This is a genomic window from Rhodovulum sp. DZ06, assembly GCF_050586345.1.
GTDB lineage: Bacteria > Pseudomonadota > Alphaproteobacteria > Rhodobacterales > Rhodobacteraceae > JBOCEF01.
In genome coordinates this window covers 24,581-40,718 of the sequence record NZ_JBOCEF010000027.1, presented here as the reverse complement: position 1 = coordinate 40,718, position 16,138 = coordinate 24,581, and the positions used below count along the sequence as shown (strand labels likewise).

Here is a 16,138-nt window from a genome sequence, read left to right as displayed (position 1 = left end):
GGATCGCGCCTGACGGACATCGAAGGGGGCGGGCCCGCGGCGGGGGGCCGAGGCCCCGCGCCGCCTCGACGCGCCCGCGTTTTGGGTGCATGGATGCAGCATGACCGACAGCGCCCCCCTCGACATCTTCCTCGCCGTCCCGCCGGGACTGGAAACCCTCCTGGCCGAGGAGGCGGCGGCGGCCGGCTTCGCCCCCGCGACCCCCGTCCCCGGCGGGGTGGAGGTGCAGGGAAGCTGGGAGGACGCCTGGCGCGCCAACCTGGTGCTGCGCGGGCCGTCGCGCGTGCTGGTGCGCCTCGGCGGCTTCCGGGCCATGCACCTTGCGCAGCTCGACAAGCGGGCGCGCAAGTTCCCCTGGGGGGACGTGCTGCGCCCCGGCGCGCCGCTGCGGATCGAGGCGGTGTGCCGCAAGTCGCGCATCTACCATGACCGCGCCGCCGCCCAGCGCGTCGCCGCCGCGATCTCCGAGACGCTCGGCGCCCCCATCGCGACCCCGGGCGCCGAGGGCGAGGGCGCGGAGGGCGACGCGCTGCGCCTCCAGGTGCGGATCGAGGACGACTGGTGCAGCTTCTCGATCGACACCTCGGGCGCGCTTCTGCACAAGCGCGGCTTCAAGCACGCCGTCGGCAAGGCCCCGATGCGAGAGAACATGGCCGCCCTGTTCCTGCGCCGCTGCGGGTTCGACGGCTCGGCCCCGGTGCTGGACCCGATGTGCGGCTCGGGCGGCTTCGTGATCGAGGCGGCGGAGATGGCGGCGGGCCTCGTTCCCGGCCGCGCCCGCGGCTTCGCCTTCGAACGCCTCGCCAGCTTCGACCGGGACGCGTGGGAGGCCCTGCGCGCCCGCCACGCCGCGACGCCCGCCGATCCCTGGGAGGGGCCGCTGTTCTACGGCTCGGACCGCGATGCAGGGGCCGTGCGCGGGGCGCTGCAGAACGCCGAGCGCGCCGGGGTCGCCCCCCTCTGCCGGTTCCGCGAAAAGCCCGCCGGCTCGATCAAGCCGCCCGAGGGCGCGCCCGGGCTGGTGATCGTCAACCCGCCCTACGGCGCGCGGATCGGCGAGGTGCGCAAGCTGCGGCCCCTTTACGGGACGCTCGGCAAGACGCTGGCGGAGCGGTTCAAGGGCTGGCGCGTGGGGATCGTGACTTCCGAGGCGCAGCTGGCGCGCGCCACCGGCCTGCCCTTCGGGGAACCGGACGCGCCGGTGGCCCATGGCGGGCTGAAAGTGCGGCTGTGGCGGACCGGCCCGCTGGCCTGAAGCCGGGCTGAGGCCGGGCTGAGGCTGGGCCGAGGCGCCGCCGACCCCCGCCCCCCCCCGGGAACGCCCCCCCGGAACGACGACGCCGCCCGGCGGGACCGGGCGGCGCGGGCCGGGCGCGCCCGGCAGGTGGGGGCGGTCCCCCGGTTTTCGTCTCAGGCCGTTCGCTCCCGGGGCCTCGTCCTCCCGGCGCGCCATGCGGCTGCGCCCCGGCCCCTGGAAAGATGCGTCGGCGGGCCTCCCCTCCCGCCGACGCCCGTCGCCCGCCTGGGGGGCGACCTGGCGATCCTGGCATGCGCAGCCGGATCGCCGCGCGCTCGCGCTCAGCCGCGGATGGCGGACTTGAACGGAGCGGCGAACTTGAACCGCGGCGCCATGTGCGCTTCGGCCATCGATTTCTCACCGGTCTGCGGGTTGCGCACTTCGCGCGCCGCGCGCTCGACCGCCTCGAGCTTGCCCACGCCGCCCAGGGTCACGGCCTTGCCGTCCTTCAGCGCGGCCTCGGCCACGCCCGGCAGGGCGGCGAGCACGGCGGAAACGCTCGCTTTGGTCTGGCCGCTCGCTTCGGCCAGGGCGGTCACGAGTTCGTCTTTTTTCACCTTCGGGGTCCTCCAGAATGCTGGTCGTCTCGCTCGTCCCCCAGAACGCATCGCGCAGGCGCCATGTCAAGCCGCGCAAGGCCCGATCTTCCAAATTCACGGGGTAAAAGCGGAGAAATTTCAATTTGCTGCGCCGCACTCGGCTTTCGCTGCGGCGCGCAATTCATAAAGCAGCTCCAGCGCCTCTCGCGGAGAGAGATCGTCGGGCGCGCATTGAGCCAATCGCGCGAGCGTGGCCGACTCCGCGGGCGCCGCAACGGCAGGCGCCGGGGGCGGCGGCGGCGCGGCGGCGAAGAGCGGCAGGTCGTCGATCAGCGCCTTGGGCTTGCGCCCGCCCTCGCGCTCGCCCGCTTCCAGCGCGTCGAGCACCTCGCGCGCGCGGCCGACCACGGCGTCGGGCAGGCCCGCGAGCCGCGCCACCTGCACGCCGTAGGACCGGTCGGCGGCGCCGGGGCGGACCTCGTGCAGGAAGATCACCTCGCCCTCCCACTCGCGCACCGACATGGTGGCGTTCTTGAGCCCCGACAGGCGGTCGGCCAGCGCCGTCAGCTCGTGGTAATGGGTGGCGAAGAGGGTGCGGCAGCGGTTGACGTCATGGAGATGCTCGAGCGTCGCCCAGGCGATCGACAGGCCGTCATAGGTGGCCGTGCCGCGGCCGATCTCGTCGAGGATCACCAGCGCGCCGGGCCCGGCCTGGTTCAGGATCGCGGCGGTCTCGACCATCTCGACCATGAAGGTGGAGCGCCCGCGGGCGAGGTCGTCCGCCGCCCCGACGCGGGAGAAGAGCTGGTCGACCACGCCGATCCGCGCGCTGTCGGCGGGCACGAACAGCCCCGCCTGGGCGAGCAGCGCGATCAGCGCGTTCTGGCGCAGGAAGGTCGATTTACCGGCCATGTTCGGACCGGTGAGCAGCCAGCAGGGCCGCGCCTCCTCGCCGTCCGCCGAGAGGTCCGCGTCATTGGCCACGAAGGGCCCGTCCCCGGCGCGGCGCAGCGCCTGTTCCACGACGGGGTGCCGCCCGCCAGTGATCTGGAAGGCGCGGTCGGGGGTGATCTCGGGACGGCTCCACCCCTCCTGCGCGGCGAGCGCGGCGCCCGAGCAGGCCACGTCCACCTCGGCCATCGCGCGGGCGCAGTCCGAGAGCGTCACGGCGCGGGACAGGACCTGTTCGCGCAGCTGGGCGAAGATCCGCTCCTCGATCCCCTGCGCGCGGGCCCCGGCGTTGAGGATCCGCGCCTCGAGGTCCGACAGGTCCACGGTGGTGAAGCGCACGGCGTTGGCGAGGGTCTGGCGGTGGATGAAGCGCTCCGACAGGGGCGGCTCCATCATCTTCTTCGCATGGGCGGCGGAGACCTCGATGAAATAGCCCAGCACGTTGTTGTGCTTGACCTTCAGCGCGCTGATCCCGGCCTCCGCGGCGTAGTCGGCCTGCATCTTGGCGATGATCCCGCGGCCCTCGTCGCGCAGGCGGCGAGCGTCGTCGAGCTCCTCGTCCACCCCCGGCGCGATGACGCCGCCGTCGCGCAAGAGGAGCGGCGGTTCGGCCACCAGCGCGTCCTCGAGGGTCGCGGCCAGCTCGTCATGCCCCTCCATGGCGCGGGCGGCCTCGCGCAGCACCGGCGGCAGGTCGCCGGACAGGAGGGCCGCGAGGTCCTCGGCCCGCGCCAGCGCCCCGCGCAGGGCGGCGAGGTCGCGCGGCCCGCCGCGGTCGAGGGCGAGGCGGGTCAGCGCCCGCTCCATCTCGGGCGCCGCGCGCAGGGCGTCCGAGAGGTCCTCGGCCAGGCGCCGGTCCTCGGCCAGCGCCTGCACGGCGTCATGGCGGGCGGCGATCAGGGCGCGGTCGGTCGAGGGGGCGGCGAGGCGGGTTTCCAGCAGGCGCGCGCCCGCGGCGGTGACGGTGCGGTCGACGGCGCGCAGCAGCGACGCCTCCTTGCCGCCCTGCATGTCGCGGGTGATCTCGAGGTTGCGGCGGGTGGCGGCGTCGATGCGCATGGCGCCGCCCGGGGCCTCGAGCCGCGGGGGTTTGACCATCGGCAGGCGGCCGCGCTGGGTGATCTCGACATAGGCGATGACGGCGCCGAGGGCGGAGAGCTGGGTGCGGGTGAAGGCGCCGAAGGCGTCGAGCGACTTGACGGCGTAGAGGTCCTGCAGGCGTTTCGCGGCCCCCTCGCTGTCGAAGGCGCTGCGCGCGAGGGGGGTGAGGACGGCGCCCGTCTCCTCGATCTGCTCGCGCAGGGCGGCGTCGTCTTCGGGGGCCTCGGCGGCGATGACTTCGGCCGGGGAGAGGCGGGCGAGCATCGGCCCGAGCCCTGCGCGCGGGCAGGCGGCGACCGAGAGATCGCCGGTGGAGACGTCGATCCACGCCACCGCCCCCTCGCCGCGCAGCTCGGCGAAGGCGGCGAGGTAGTTGTGCGAGCGCGCATCCAGCAGCCCGTCCTCGGTCAGCGTGCCGGGGGTGACGAGGCGCACCACGTCGCGTTTAACGACGGATTTCGCGCCGCGCTTGCGCGCCTCGGCCGGGTCCTCCATCTGCTCGCAGACGGCGACGCGGAAGCCCTTTCGGATCAGCTGGTTGAGGTAGGACTCGGAGGAATGCTGGGGAACGCCGCACATGGCGATGTCTTCCCCGAGGTGCTTGCCGCGCTTGGTCAGCGCGATGTCGAGCGCGGCGGCGGCCTGGCGGGCGTCGTCGAAGAACAGCTCGTAGAAATCGCCCATCCGGTAGAACAGGAGCGCGTCGGGATGGCGCCCCTTGATCTCGAGATACTGCGCCATCATCGGGGTCACGGCCCCGTCATTGCCTCCGGCCACTGCGGCGCTCCCCTGCTGCTGCGATCGCGAGGGGTTCGGTAGCATGCGGGCGCGGGGGGCGTGAAGAGGGCGCGGCGCGGTTTCGGGCGAGGGGCGGCCGGGTTCGGGGGGCGCGGGGCCCCCGCTCACCCGCCCGCGCCGCGCCGGGCGAAGGGCGTGCCGACGGCAGGGGGCGGGACCGGCGCGGCGGCGGCCGTTTCGCGGGACGGCGCGGCGGCCAAGGGCGACCGACGCCGCGCGCGCCCGGCGGCGGCGCCGCCGCCTGCGGCCGCGAGGCGGGGGCCCGCCCCCTCCGAGCGGGCGCATCCCGCGGACCGTCATGCCCCGGCGCCGCCGGTCACCACTTGCTCAGCGCCGCGCGATACCCCACCGCCTCGGCGATATGGGGGCGGCGCACGCCCTCCTCGCCGTAAAGGTCCGCCACCGTCCGCGACAGCCGCAGCACCCGGGTCATCCCGCGCGGCGACAGCGCCAGCTTCTGCGCCGCCCGCGCCAGCAGGTCCCGAGCCTCGTCATCCATCGCCGCGGCTTCCTCCAGCGCCAACCCGTCGGCATGGGCGTTGAGGAACCCGACGCCATACTCCGCCCAGCGCTCGGCCTGGATCTCCCGCGCCGCGGCGACGCGGGCGGCGACCTGCGCCGACGCCTCGCCCCGCGGCAGCCGCGCCAGGGTCTGCGCCGGGATCGGCGGCGTCTCCACCTGCAGGTCGATCCGGTCCAGCAGCGGGCCGGAGAGCTTCGAGAGGTAATCCTCGCCGCATTTGGGCGCGCGGGAACAGGCCTTGCCCGCATCCGCGAGATGCCCGCAGCGGCAGGGGTTCATCGCCCCGATCAACTGGAACCGCGCCGGGTAGCGCGCCTGCGCCTGGGCGCGGGCGATCACGCATTCCCCGCTCTCCATCGGCTGGCGCAACCCGTCGAGCACCGGGCGCGCGAACTCCGCCATCTCGTCGAGGAACAGCACGCCGCGATGCGCGAGGCTGATCGAGCCGGGCCGCGCGAAGCGCCCGCCGCCGATCACCGAGGCGACCGAGGCCCCGGAATGCGGCTTCTCGAACGGGCGCAGGCGGGCGAGGCCGGTTTCCGCGAACCGCCCCTTCAGGGACCGGATCATCGACACTTCCAGCGCCTCGGCCGGCGAGAGCGGAGGCAGGATGCCCGGCAGCGCCTCGGCCAGCATCGACTTGCCCACGCCCGGCGGGCCGATGAGCAGCATGTTGTGCCCGCCCGCCGCCGCGACCTCGAGCGCGCGGCGCGCCTTCTCCTGCCCCTTGATGTCGGCCATGTCCCGCGCCGGGCGCGGCGGTTCTGCCGCCGCCGGGGGCGGGGCGGCCAGCGGGCGGCGGCCCGCGTAATGGTTCACCAGGGCGGTCAGGCTCGGCGGGGCCAGGACCTCTCCCGCGCCCGCAAGCGCCGCCTCGGCGCCGCATTCCGAGGGGCAGACGAAGCTGCGCCCTTCCGCGGCCGCCGAGATCGCGCCGAGAAGCGCGCCGCCCACGGGCACCAGCCGCCCGTCCAGCGCCAGCTCGCCCATCGCCACGACGCGCGACGCCTCGTCCTCGGGGATGGCGCCGAGCGCGGCCAGGAGCGCGATCGCCACGGGCAGGTCGTAATGCGCCCCCTCCTTCGGCAGGTCGGCGGGGGCGAGGTTCAGGACCACGCGCTTGTTGGGCAGCGACAGCCCGAGGGCCGAGAGCGCGGCGCGCACCCGTTCCTTCGATTCCGCGACCGCCTTGTCGGGCAGCCCGACCATGGCGAAGCCGGCCGCGCCGTCCATCACCTGGCACTGGATTTCAACGGCCCGCGGCTCGAGCCCGCAGAAGGCGACGGACCAACAGCTCGCCATCGCGCGCCCTCCCCGGTTCATGTGACCGGGAAAGGCTAGAACGACATGGTTAACGCGGTGTTTACATCAGGCGTCCGCGGCGGGCGGCCACGCGGGACGGGCGGGGAATGCGGGGCGCGGGCTTTCGGAACCGCCGGGTCTTGCATCGCGCCGCATCGATTCGCCGCGCCCGCTCCACGCCCCTGCCCCGCGGCCCCGCACGCCCCCGTTTTTCCGCCGCACGCCTTGAAAACCCGGGGTTTCGCGGGGTTTTCGGCGCCCCCGCCCCCGCGCGTTCATTTACTCTACATCCCTTGCAAGCTAGATTGCGCAGCGTTTTCGCGTGGATCCCCATGGGTCCGGGCGGTGTGTGTATGCGGCGGCGTATCGCCGTCGCAATCGGGTTGGTGACCGAATGTCCCTGCGGGATGCTTTGAGATCGGCGTTCAAGGAGCGACGCGGCGGCGCGACCGTCGAATTCGTCGTCTGGCTGCCCTTCTTCCTGTCCATGCTCGCCGTCTTCACCGACATCGCCCTGATCCTGAACACCCGCGCCCGCATGGTGAACGCCGCCACCGAGGCCGCCATCGCCTTCGCCGTGAATCACGACACCGAGGCCGAGGCCGAGGCGATCGCCATCGGCTATTTCCAGGACTTCGAGCCGGGCGAGATGACCGCCAAGGTCACCCCCGACGGCTCCGGCAACACCGTGACGGCCGAGATCTCGACCTCGTTCTCCTCGGTCATGCTGTTCACCGGCAACCTGCTGTTCAGCGACATCCTGGCCGGCGACAAGAAGCTGACGGCCACGATGCGCCGCATCGTCGAACCTGCGCCGGAGGGCGGATCCTGATGACGCGCCTCTTCTCCCGCACCCGCGCGGCCGCCCGCGACCGCCGCGGCGCCGCCACCGTCGAATTCGTGTTCTGGATCCCGTTCTTCCTCGGGCTGCTCGCGCTCATCGTCGATGTCAGCCTGCTGCTGAACATGCGCGCCCAGATGCTCGACGCCGCCACCTCCGCCGCGCGCTACTACGCGCTGCGCATCGGCCCGGCGGACGAGGCGCGGGACTTCGCCAAGGACATGTTCCCCACCGGCGTCGCCGACGTGACCGTCACCACCGATATCGACGACAAGTTCGTCACCGCCGAGGTGCGCGTGCCCTACAGCAAGGCGATGCTGTTCGGCCGCGACCTGGCGCAGCGCGGCTTCTTCAATTCGGATGAGCTGTACATCCGCATGACCATGCCGGTGAACCTGGCCGTCGATCCCGGCACGGGCGAGCCGACGGGCGCCTACCTGGCCGACTGATCCCCCTTCTTCGGCGGGCCTTCGCGGCCGGGCCGCCGCGCCGGCGCCCCGCAGCGAGAGCTTGCCGCCGGGGAACATTTCCTCTTTTAATCAAAGAAACGATTCGCCTTGTTCAGGCGCGATCCGCAACCTGGGGCGGTTTTGCATCCCCACTTGATAAACTTGTGGATTATTATTCACGCCCCATTCAGCGAAAAACGGCTTTTCCGCCGGGAAAACGTCAAGAACCCCTTTTCCTGCCGGCCGTGTTCATCTTTGGTGGGGGGACGTCGGGTCTATAGTGCTGGGGCCGCGCCAAGGCCGCTTCCCGCCTGGAAGCGTTCGGATCGGCGCCGTCGGCATGTCCGGCCCGCCGCGCCAACGCGGCCGCCTTGCCGGGCGGCGAAGTCAGCGCGGCGGTCGTGTGTCCCTCGAGTCCGGCGAAGAAATGTCGGCAAGAACCTGCAGGTCGCGTCATGTGTAATATGCCTGAAGTCCCCGCCGCCCCGCTCGCCCGCGCGCAGAACGCGTTCACGGACAAACGGGGCGCCACCACGGCATGGGCCGTGTGCTGGACCATCGGCCTCGCCATGCTGGGCGGCGTCGCGATGGATTCGACCAACGCCTATACGTACAAGAGCCAGCTGCAGTCCGTGGCCGACGCCTCGGCCCTCGCCGCCGCGCTCAAGATCCAGAACCAGTCGGACGCCCGCGACGCGGCCGTCGCGCTCGCCGAGTCCAACATGCCCCCAGGCAAGCACGGCGCGGTCATCCGGCGCGAGGACATCCGCTTCGGCAAGCTGGACGACACCGGCTCCTTCGTCGAGCTGCCCGACGGCGATCCCGAGATCAAGGTGGTCAACCTGGTCGCCGGCCGCGACGGCGTGCGCGGCGAGCCGATCCCGACCTGGATGATGAGCCTGGCCGGCCAGGAGGACTGGAAGGTCAACGTCTCCTCCACCGCGGTCGCGCAGATGAGCCTGGGCGGCGGCGGCGGCGGCGGCGGCGACGACCTCCTCTGCTCCTCGGCCAACATCATCAGCACCGGCTATATCGACACCGGCGGCGGCAACCACCTGGGCCGCGGCGTCTGCGTCCACGGCGCCGACGGCGTGCGCACCGGCGGCAACGACCTGATCGAGCCCGGCGCGCATATCAGCGCGGTGGACGAGGGCACGATCACCATCAACTGGCTCGCCCCCGGCTCCGACACCGAGGAGAACATCAAGCACCCCGCGGACACCGTGACCCCGGTGCTCGACGCGGTGGCGGACGGCCTGTTCGACGACTACTGGGCCGCGATCGAGGCGACCGGCATCAAGATGTACGGCTTCGGCCCCTACAAGAACTACTACGGGCCGTCGCTGCCCAAGTGGCTCTTCAAGGACACCGGCCGCGCCTACAAGGTGATGCCGCTGGATCGGACCTCGCCCAGCCAGATCGACTACACCTTCCAGCCGGGCGAAGTCATGTCCAACGGCATCTACCTGTGGAAGGGCAATGTCGGCTTCGCGGGCGACGTGGACTTCAACAACGCCGCGTTCTTCGTGACGGGGAACATCAACTTCGGCGGCGGCGCGAATGTCAGCTTCAACAACGTCGTGTTCTTCGCCAAGGGCAACATCCAGGCCTCGGGCGACACGATGTGGGGCGACCCGTCCAACTTCTGCTCCACCGGCGAATACACCGTGTTCATGATCGCCGAGGGCACGATCGGCCTCGGCGGTTGGGGCAGCGGCGCCAACGGCATGTACGGCGCCACCGTGGCGGCGGGCGGCGGCCTGCACCCGGGCGGCGCCCTGCGCAACGGCGGCGGCGGCCTCTATGTCGAGGTGGACAATCCCTGGACCTCGCTCGGCGGCGACATGGACATCCGCGCCTGCGACGTGCAGCTGAGCAACTTCCTCGAGTCCTTCGAGCTGGACGACGAGGACACGGGCTACGAGACCGCCGGCGGGACCGATCCGTTCCTGCACATCAACGACGGCGTCGTGGACCTGCTGCAGCTGGTCGAAACCGCGAACTGACGCCCGCGACAGCGGCGCGACGGCAAGGCCCCCGCCCCCCCGGCGGGGGCCTTTGCATGTCCGCGGCGCCGTTCCGACTCAGTTCGCCCGGCCACGGCCCCAAACGCCGCCCGGCGTCGCTTCGCGCTTCGCAGGCGCGATATTTTTTTTGTCTCGTTTTTCTTGGTCTTTTCGTCAAGTGTCGAATTTTACCGCCCGTTCAACGACATGCCGAAATTCGCACGTGATCGCCGCCGCGCTCCGCCGCAGGTTGCGGGACTGGAAGAGGGCGCGGTCCTCCACTAAGATGACCACTGTTTTCAAGCTGCGGTCATTTTCCTTTCGACCCTTCGATTGATGTGCAGGAGGGGAAGGATCGCGGCGCGAGGCCAAGTGTTGCGTAGCGCGGAGAACCCGCGGTCGCACAGGCGTTTCCGGGGCCGGTCGAGAATGGCTGTTTCCGGCGTTTGAATCCGAGTGTCCGCGCCGGCTGAACGCCCGGCGCCAACGGAGAGGTGGCGTGTCATGCTCACCAAACGTTTCGATCCCGCCGTCCGCGCCCGGACCCTTGCGGCCCGCACGCGCGACGCCTTCGCCGAGGAACGCGGCTCCACCACCGTCTGGGCCATCTGCTGGACCATCGGGTTCGCGATGCTCGGCGGCGTGGCGATGGATTCGACCAACGCCTACACCTACAAGACGCGCCTGCAGGCCGTGGCCGACGCCTCGGCCCTCGCCGCGGCGATGAAGATCAAGGACCGCGCGGCCGCCCGCACCGCGGCGATCGAGCTCGCCGCCCTCAACATGCCGGTCGAACAGCACGGCCAGGTGATCCGCCCCGAGGACATCGTGTTCGGCAAGTACAACGGCCAGGGCGAGTTCGTGGCCCTGCCCGACCCGTCGCAGGCGGCCGAGGTGGTGCAGGTCATGGCCGGCCGCGACACCATGCGGGGCAACCCGGTGCCGACCTGGATGTTCCAGTTCGCGGGTCAGGAGAACTGGTCCGTGTCCGCCAAGTCCGTGGCCGTCGCGCTCTATGGCGGCGGCGGCTGGACCGGCGGCGGCGGCGGCGACTGCCCCTCGGCCAACATCATCTCCACCGGCATGCTGCAGACCGCGGCCAACAACACCTACGAGCCGGGCGTCTGCTTCCACGGCCACGAGGAGGTCAAGACCGCGGGCAACGACTACATGCCCGCCGGCGTCTACGTGACCGCGCCCTCGGTCGACCTGGTGACCCTCGGCATGCCGCTCAAGGACGGCTCGGCCTCGCCCGACGCCATCGTCCAGGCGATGGAGACCGAGACCCCGATGCTCGACGCCATGGATGACGGGCTGTTCAGCGCCTACTGGAGCGCGCTGTCCACCGTCGGCTCGACCAAGATGTACACCATCGGCGGCCTCGGCCCGGCGCAGAACTATTTCGGCCCGCCGCTGCCCGAGAGCGTGTTCATGCCGGCCCCGAACGTCGCGGGCCGCGCGAACTACCGCAACAACCTCGGCATTCCCGCCAAGGCGCTGAAGAACTTCAAGTTCGAGGACGGCCAGATCAAGCCCTACGACGTCTGGCAGTGGAACGGCGACATGAACTTCACCGGCGGCGTCTCGCTGTCGCAGACCGCGCTGTTCGTCGACGGCGACGTCAATTTCGGCGGCGGCGCGGACGTGGTGCTCAAGGACGTGTTCATCTTCGCGACCGGCGAGATCAAGAACGCCGGCAACGCGCAGATGGGCTACACGCTGTCCGAGTTCTGCGACATCGGCGAGTACACCGTGACGCTGATTTCCGGCGACCGCACCACGCTGGGCGGCAACGGCAACAGCGGCAAGAAGGAGAACGAGGCCGGCGGCGCCTCGGACGAGCCGATCAAGGGCGCATTCGGCGTGATGATCGTCGCGGGCGGCGGTCTGAACGCGGGCGGCGCGCTGCACCAGGCGGGCGGGCTGTACATCGAGGCGCGCGAGTCGAAGACCAATTTCGCCGGCAACATGCACCTGCGGACCTGCGACAAGCAGCTGTCCTCGTTCCTCGAGCCGTTCATCCTCGATGACGAGGCGTCCGAGGACGGCCTGGTCAGCGAAGCGATCGAGGGCGTCGGCGACGTGCTGGGCGGCGCCCTCTGACGGCGCGGCCCCGGCGGGGCGATCCCCCGCCCCGGTCATGGACGAACAGCACGAAGCCCCCGCCGCGGCGGGGGCTTCTTTCGTTTGCGGGGGAGAGCGGGCGGGTGGCGGCGCGCCTGCGCCGCGCCCGGGTCAGTCGGCCGCGGCGCGCGCCTCGATCGCCTGCCAGACCTTCTCGGCGATGTTGACGCCGTCGAAACGCTCCAGCTCCTGGATCCCGGTGGGGGAGGTGACGTTGATCTCGGTCAGCACGCCGCCGATCACGTCGATTCCGACGAAGACCAGCCCGCGCTCCTTCAGGACCGGGCCGATGGCGGCGCAGATCTCGCGCTCGCGCTCGGTCAGCGCGGTCTTCTCGGGCCGCCCGCCGACATGCATGTTGGAGCGGGTCTCGCCCTTGGCGGGCACGCGGTTGATGGCGCCGACCGGCTCGCCGTCCACCAGGATCACCCGCTTGTCGCCCTCCGAGACCGCGGGCAGGAACTTCTGCATGATCAGCGGCTCGCGGTTCACGCCGGAGAACAGCTCGTGCAGCGAGTTGAGGTTGCGGTCCTCGGGCGTCAGGCGGAACACCCCGGCGCCGCCATTGCCGTAGAGCGGCTTGAGGATGACGTCGCCGTGCCGCTCCTTGAACGCGCGCAGGTCTGCGATGGACCGGGCGATCATGGTCGGGGCGGAAAGCTCCGGGAAGTCGAGGACCAGCAGCTTCTCGGGGCAGTTGCGCACCCAGAACGGGTCGTTGACCACCAGCGTGCCGGGATGGACCCGCTCCAGCAGGTGGGTGTTGGTGATGTAGGCCATGTCGAAGGGCGGATCCTGGCGCAGCAGCACCACGTCGCAATCGTCCATGTCCATGCTCCGGCGCTCGCCGAGGCTGAAATGGTTCCCCCGCTCGCGCCGGACGGTCAGGTCCCAGCCGGTGGCGCGGACCTGGCCCTCGTCATAGGCGAGGTCCTCGGGGTGGTAGTAGAACAGCCGGTGCCCGCGGGCCTGGGCTTCCTCCGCCAGGCGGAAGGTGCTGTCGGCGTCGATGTCGACGCCGGCGATCGGATCCATCTGGATGGCGACGGAAAGGCTCATGCGCGGGTTCCCTCCTGGACGCGTGCGGTCGCGGCGCCCGGTTCCCCGGACGCCCTGCCCCTTGGATGTAGCGGGGCCGGGCCGCATGCGCCAGATGGCGCGGCCTTCACGTCCTCGAAACGCGCGGGGGCGCCCCCCGCCGGATCAGTCGTCGAACCAGATGTTGGGAACCTTCTCCATCGCCCCGTAGCGGTCGCAATAGACGAGGTCGAACTGCATCGCCCCGCCCCAGCGGCCATGCGCGTCCATCCAGGCCAGCGCCGCCATGCGCATGCGCTCCAGCTGCGCCCGGGTGATGGAATAGCCGGCCTCCAGAAGCGTGCGCCGCTGCTTCACCTCGACGAAGATCACCACGCCGTCGCGTTCCAGCACCAGGTCCAGCTCCCCGTTGCCGTGAAGCCGCGGCGCGCGCCAGTTCTTGTCGAGCAGCCTCGCGCCGCCCTTCACGTAGCGGCGCAGCGCCGCCTGTTCGGCCAGCATCCCGGCCATTTTCGCAGAGGCGCCGCCGCCGCGCCGCTTCGGCGGAGAGAACGGCCTTTCCCCGGGGATGAAATCGAAGGCCATGGACGTTCTCCTCTCGTTCCGGCGTTCTTGGTTTATCCCCTCGATTTGCGAATGTTCCGTTAACGTTCCTCATCCCGCAGCGCGAGCGCGCGGGTGTAGAGGTCGGCGCGCTTCAGCCCCGTGGCCGCCGCGACCTCCCGGGCCGCGTCCTTGACCGACATCCGGGCCAGCGCGTCCGTCAGCAGCGCGTCGACATCGGCGGCGTCGGCCTTTCTCTCGCCGGGCGGGCCGACGACGATCACCGCCTCGCCGCGGGGCGGGTCCCCGGCCGCGAAGGCGTCGGCGAGGGCGCGCAGCGTGCCGCGGCGGACCTCCTCGAAGCGCTTGGTCAACTCGCGGCAGAACGCCGCCTCGCGGTCTTCGCCCAGCGCCTCGGCCATCTCGGCCAGGGTCGCGGCGGCGCGGCGGGGCGATTCGAAGAAGATCAGCGTGGCGGGGACCGGGGCCAGCTCCTCCAGCGCCCGGCGCCGCGCCCCGGCCTTGGGCGGCAGGAACCCGTTGAACAGGAACCGGTCCGAGGGCAGCCCCGACAGGCACAGCGCCGCCAGCGCCGCGCTGGGACCGGGGGCCGCGGTCAGGGGCAGGTCCTCCTCCACCGCGCCGGCCGCCAGCTTCCAGCCGGGGTCCGAGACCAGCGGCGTTCCGGCGTCCGAGGCATAGGCCACCGACTTGCCCTCGCGCAGAATCTGCATGATCTGCGGGCGGCGTGCGGCGCCGTTGCGGTCGTTATAGGCCACCAGCGGGCGGCCCTTCAGCGGGATGCCGTGAATTTCCATCAGCTTGCGCAGGGTGCGGGTGTCCTCGGCCGCCAGCACGTCCGCCCGCGCCAGCACGTCCAGCGCGCGCAGGGTGATGTCCCCGGCATTGCCGATCGGCGTCGCCACCAGGTGCAGCCCCGGCGGGACCTTGCCGCGGCGGGCGGCGGAGGCGAGCCACGGCTCCAGCGGACCGCCCGCATCGGGCGAGTCCGCCCCGCCGGTTTCCCCTTCATCGCCAAGGGCTTCCGCTGCGTCCGCGCCGGGCGCCGGGCTGTTGCGAACGGGTCCCGCGCCGGGACCGGCCGCGGTCTCGCCCTCTTCCTCGCTTTTCATGAAGGCTCCGTCATGGCAGGACCCATGGGGCGTCCGCGCCCGCCGCCCCCGATCCGGGGCGGGCGGCGCGGCGCCCGAGGGACGGGCGGCGCCAAGACGCGCCGCGCGGTGGAAAATCGAGGAGCCATCATGACCAGCGCATCCGCGACTTGCAATCGACCCCGCCGCCGCGCCCTTCGCGGCCTCGCCCTGGCCGGCATCTGCGCCCTGGCCGCCGCCTGCGGGCAGACCGCCGGCGGCGATCGCGCGCGCGCGCCCCAGGCGGCGCAGCCCGCCGCGCCCGCGACGCCGCAGGCCGACCTCTCGGCCCCGCTGCCGGTCGCGCTGCTGCTGCCCCTCGGGGCCGACGGCGAAGCAGGCGAAAGGGCTCGCGGTGTGGCGGAGGCCGCCCGCATGGCCGCCTCGGAGTTCGGCGCCGAGGCGATCGCGCTGCGCATCCTCGACACCGGCGGGACGCCCGCCGGGGCCGCCGGGGCCGCGCGCCAGGCCGTCGAGGGCGGCGCGCAGCTGATCCTTGGCCCAGCGACCTCTGCGAACACCGGCCCCGCCGCCGCCGCCGCCGCGCCGCGCGGGATCAACGTCATCTCCTTCTCCACCGACGCCACCGTGGCGGGCGGCAATGTCTGGCTCGCCGGGCTGCTGCCCTCGGACGAGGCGCAGCGCGTGCTCGGCTTCGCCGCCCGGAACGGGCGCTCGGGCCTCGGCATCTTCCGCCCCGACACCCCCTACGGCGCCGCCGCCCGCCGCGCCGCGGGCCGCGCCGCCGCCGAGGCGGGGATGACCATCCTCGCCGACACCGCCTACAACCGCAGCTTCGAGGGGATCGAGGCCGCCTCGCAGCCCTACGCGCAGGAGCATCGCGCCGCCGGGGCCGACGCCGTGCTCCTCCCCGAGGACGGGCTGGCGCTGCGCACCGCGGCCGCCTTCCTCGAATTCCACGGCGTCTCGGCGCGGGCGAACAAGTTCCTCGGCCTCGGCACCTGGATCAAGGACCCGGGCACGCTCAAGGAACGCTCGCTGCATGGCGGCTGGTTCGCGGCGCCCGACCCGTTCAGGCTGGCGCAGTTCGAAGACGCGTTCGAGGCCCGCACCGGCCGCCCCGCCACGCCGCTGGCGCACCTGGGCTACGACGTGGTCGCCGCCGCGGCCGAGATGGCCCGGCGCGGCCGCGACGCGGGCGACGCGACGCCCTTCGACGCCGCCGCCATCACCGACCCGGGCGGCTTCGCCGGCGCCACCGGCGCGTTCCGCTTCACCCCGGACGGGCTGAACCGCCGCGCCCTCGCGGTGCTCGAGGTCTCGCCCGAGGGCTTCATCGTCGCCGACCCGGCCCCCGCGGCCGCGCCCGGCCTGCGCCCCGGCTCCTGACCCGGGCCCCCGCGCCCCCCCCCGGCCCCGTCCCCCCGGCCCCGGCGCCGCGCAGGGGACGGCGCGCGGGGCGCCCCCGGCGCCCCTCCGGCCCCGAGCGGGGGGCCCGCCCCCCCGAGGGGCCG

12 protein-coding genes are annotated in these 16,138 nt (G+C 72.4%); 6 read left to right on the top strand and 6 right to left on the bottom strand.

Going from position 1 to position 16,138, the window contains the following annotated elements:
• Window positions 1-100 precede the first annotated feature (100 nt).
• Entirely contained in the window at window positions 101-1,255 is a 1,155-nt protein-coding gene (locus tag ACQ5SO_RS12935; protein WP_430942024.1) for a THUMP domain-containing class I SAM-dependent RNA methyltransferase, read from the top strand.
• A gap of 323 nt (window positions 1,256-1,578) precedes the next feature.
• Here the strand turns inward: ACQ5SO_RS12935 and ACQ5SO_RS12930 are convergent, their stop codons facing one another.
• The 3 genes from ACQ5SO_RS12930 to ACQ5SO_RS12920 all read right to left on the bottom strand — a co-directional run bounded on the left by ACQ5SO_RS12930 (window position 1,579) and on the right by ACQ5SO_RS12920 (window position 6,511).
• Window positions 1,579-1,905 (bottom strand): HU family DNA-binding protein, encoded by a 327-nt coding sequence (locus ACQ5SO_RS12930; RefSeq protein WP_430942023.1) that lies wholly within the window; start codon window positions 1,903-1,905, stop codon window positions 1,579-1,581.
• 69 nt (window positions 1,906-1,974) lie between these two features.
• Complete coding sequence (gene mutS / locus ACQ5SO_RS12925; RefSeq protein ID WP_430942037.1) at window positions 1,975-4,632, bottom strand: DNA mismatch repair protein MutS; 2,658 nt, start codon at window positions 4,630-4,632, stop codon at window positions 1,975-1,977.
• 370 nt (window positions 4,633-5,002) lie between these two features.
• Entirely contained in the window at window positions 5,003-6,511 is a 1,509-nt protein-coding gene (locus ACQ5SO_RS12920) for a YifB family Mg chelatase-like AAA ATPase (protein ID WP_430942022.1), read from the bottom strand.
• Window positions 6,512-6,905: 394 nt separating this feature from the next.
• Here ACQ5SO_RS12920 and ACQ5SO_RS12915 point away from each other — a divergent pair, with 394 nt between their 5' ends.
• The 4 genes from ACQ5SO_RS12915 (at window position 6,906) to ACQ5SO_RS12900 (ending at window position 11,910) form a co-directional block, all read left to right on the top strand.
• Window positions 6,906-7,343 carry a TadE/TadG family type IV pilus assembly protein gene (locus ACQ5SO_RS12915; protein ID WP_430942021.1) on the top strand — a complete coding sequence of 146 codons (438 nt, stop codon included), beginning with the start codon at window positions 6,906-6,908 and terminating at the stop codon, window positions 7,341-7,343.
• Window positions 7,343-7,801 (top strand): TadE/TadG family type IV pilus assembly protein, encoded by a 459-nt coding sequence (locus tag ACQ5SO_RS12910; RefSeq protein ID WP_430942020.1) that lies wholly within the window; start codon window positions 7,343-7,345, stop codon window positions 7,799-7,801. The genes ACQ5SO_RS12915 and ACQ5SO_RS12910 overlap by 1 nt, the downstream gene beginning before the upstream one ends.
• A gap of 464 nt (window positions 7,802-8,265) precedes the next feature.
• Complete coding sequence (locus tag ACQ5SO_RS12905; RefSeq protein WP_430942019.1) at window positions 8,266-9,807, top strand: pilus assembly protein TadG-related protein; 1,542 nt, start codon at window positions 8,266-8,268, stop codon at window positions 9,805-9,807.
• Between the two features lie 504 nt (window positions 9,808-10,311).
• The gene (locus ACQ5SO_RS12900; RefSeq protein ID WP_430942018.1) at window positions 10,312-11,910 is read left to right on the top strand and encodes a pilus assembly protein TadG-related protein; all 1,599 of its coding nucleotides are present in this window, start codon (window positions 10,312-10,314) and stop codon (window positions 11,908-11,910) included.
• A gap of 132 nt (window positions 11,911-12,042) precedes the next feature.
• On the opposite strand, the gene gshB is transcribed toward ACQ5SO_RS12900, so the two are convergent.
• The 3 genes from gshB to rsmI all read right to left on the bottom strand — a co-directional run bounded on the left by gshB (window position 12,043) and on the right by rsmI (window position 14,645).
• The gene (gene gshB, locus ACQ5SO_RS12895) at window positions 12,043-12,990 is read right to left on the bottom strand and encodes a glutathione synthase (protein WP_430942017.1); all 948 of its coding nucleotides are present in this window, start codon (window positions 12,988-12,990) and stop codon (window positions 12,043-12,045) included.
• A gap of 144 nt (window positions 12,991-13,134) precedes the next feature.
• The gene (locus tag ACQ5SO_RS12890; RefSeq protein WP_430942016.1) at window positions 13,135-13,554 is read right to left on the bottom strand and encodes a YraN family protein; all 420 of its coding nucleotides are present in this window, start codon (window positions 13,552-13,554) and stop codon (window positions 13,135-13,137) included.
• A gap of 59 nt (window positions 13,555-13,613) precedes the next feature.
• Entirely contained in the window at window positions 13,614-14,645 is a 1,032-nt protein-coding gene (gene rsmI, locus ACQ5SO_RS12885) for a 16S rRNA (cytidine(1402)-2'-O)-methyltransferase (protein WP_430942015.1), read from the bottom strand.
• 129 nt (window positions 14,646-14,774) lie between these two features.
• Here rsmI and ACQ5SO_RS12880 point away from each other — a divergent pair, with 129 nt between their 5' ends.
• The gene (locus ACQ5SO_RS12880) at window positions 14,775-16,013 is read left to right on the top strand and encodes a penicillin-binding protein activator (RefSeq protein WP_430942014.1); all 1,239 of its coding nucleotides are present in this window, start codon (window positions 14,775-14,777) and stop codon (window positions 16,011-16,013) included.
• Window positions 16,014-16,138: the final 125 nt, after the last annotated feature.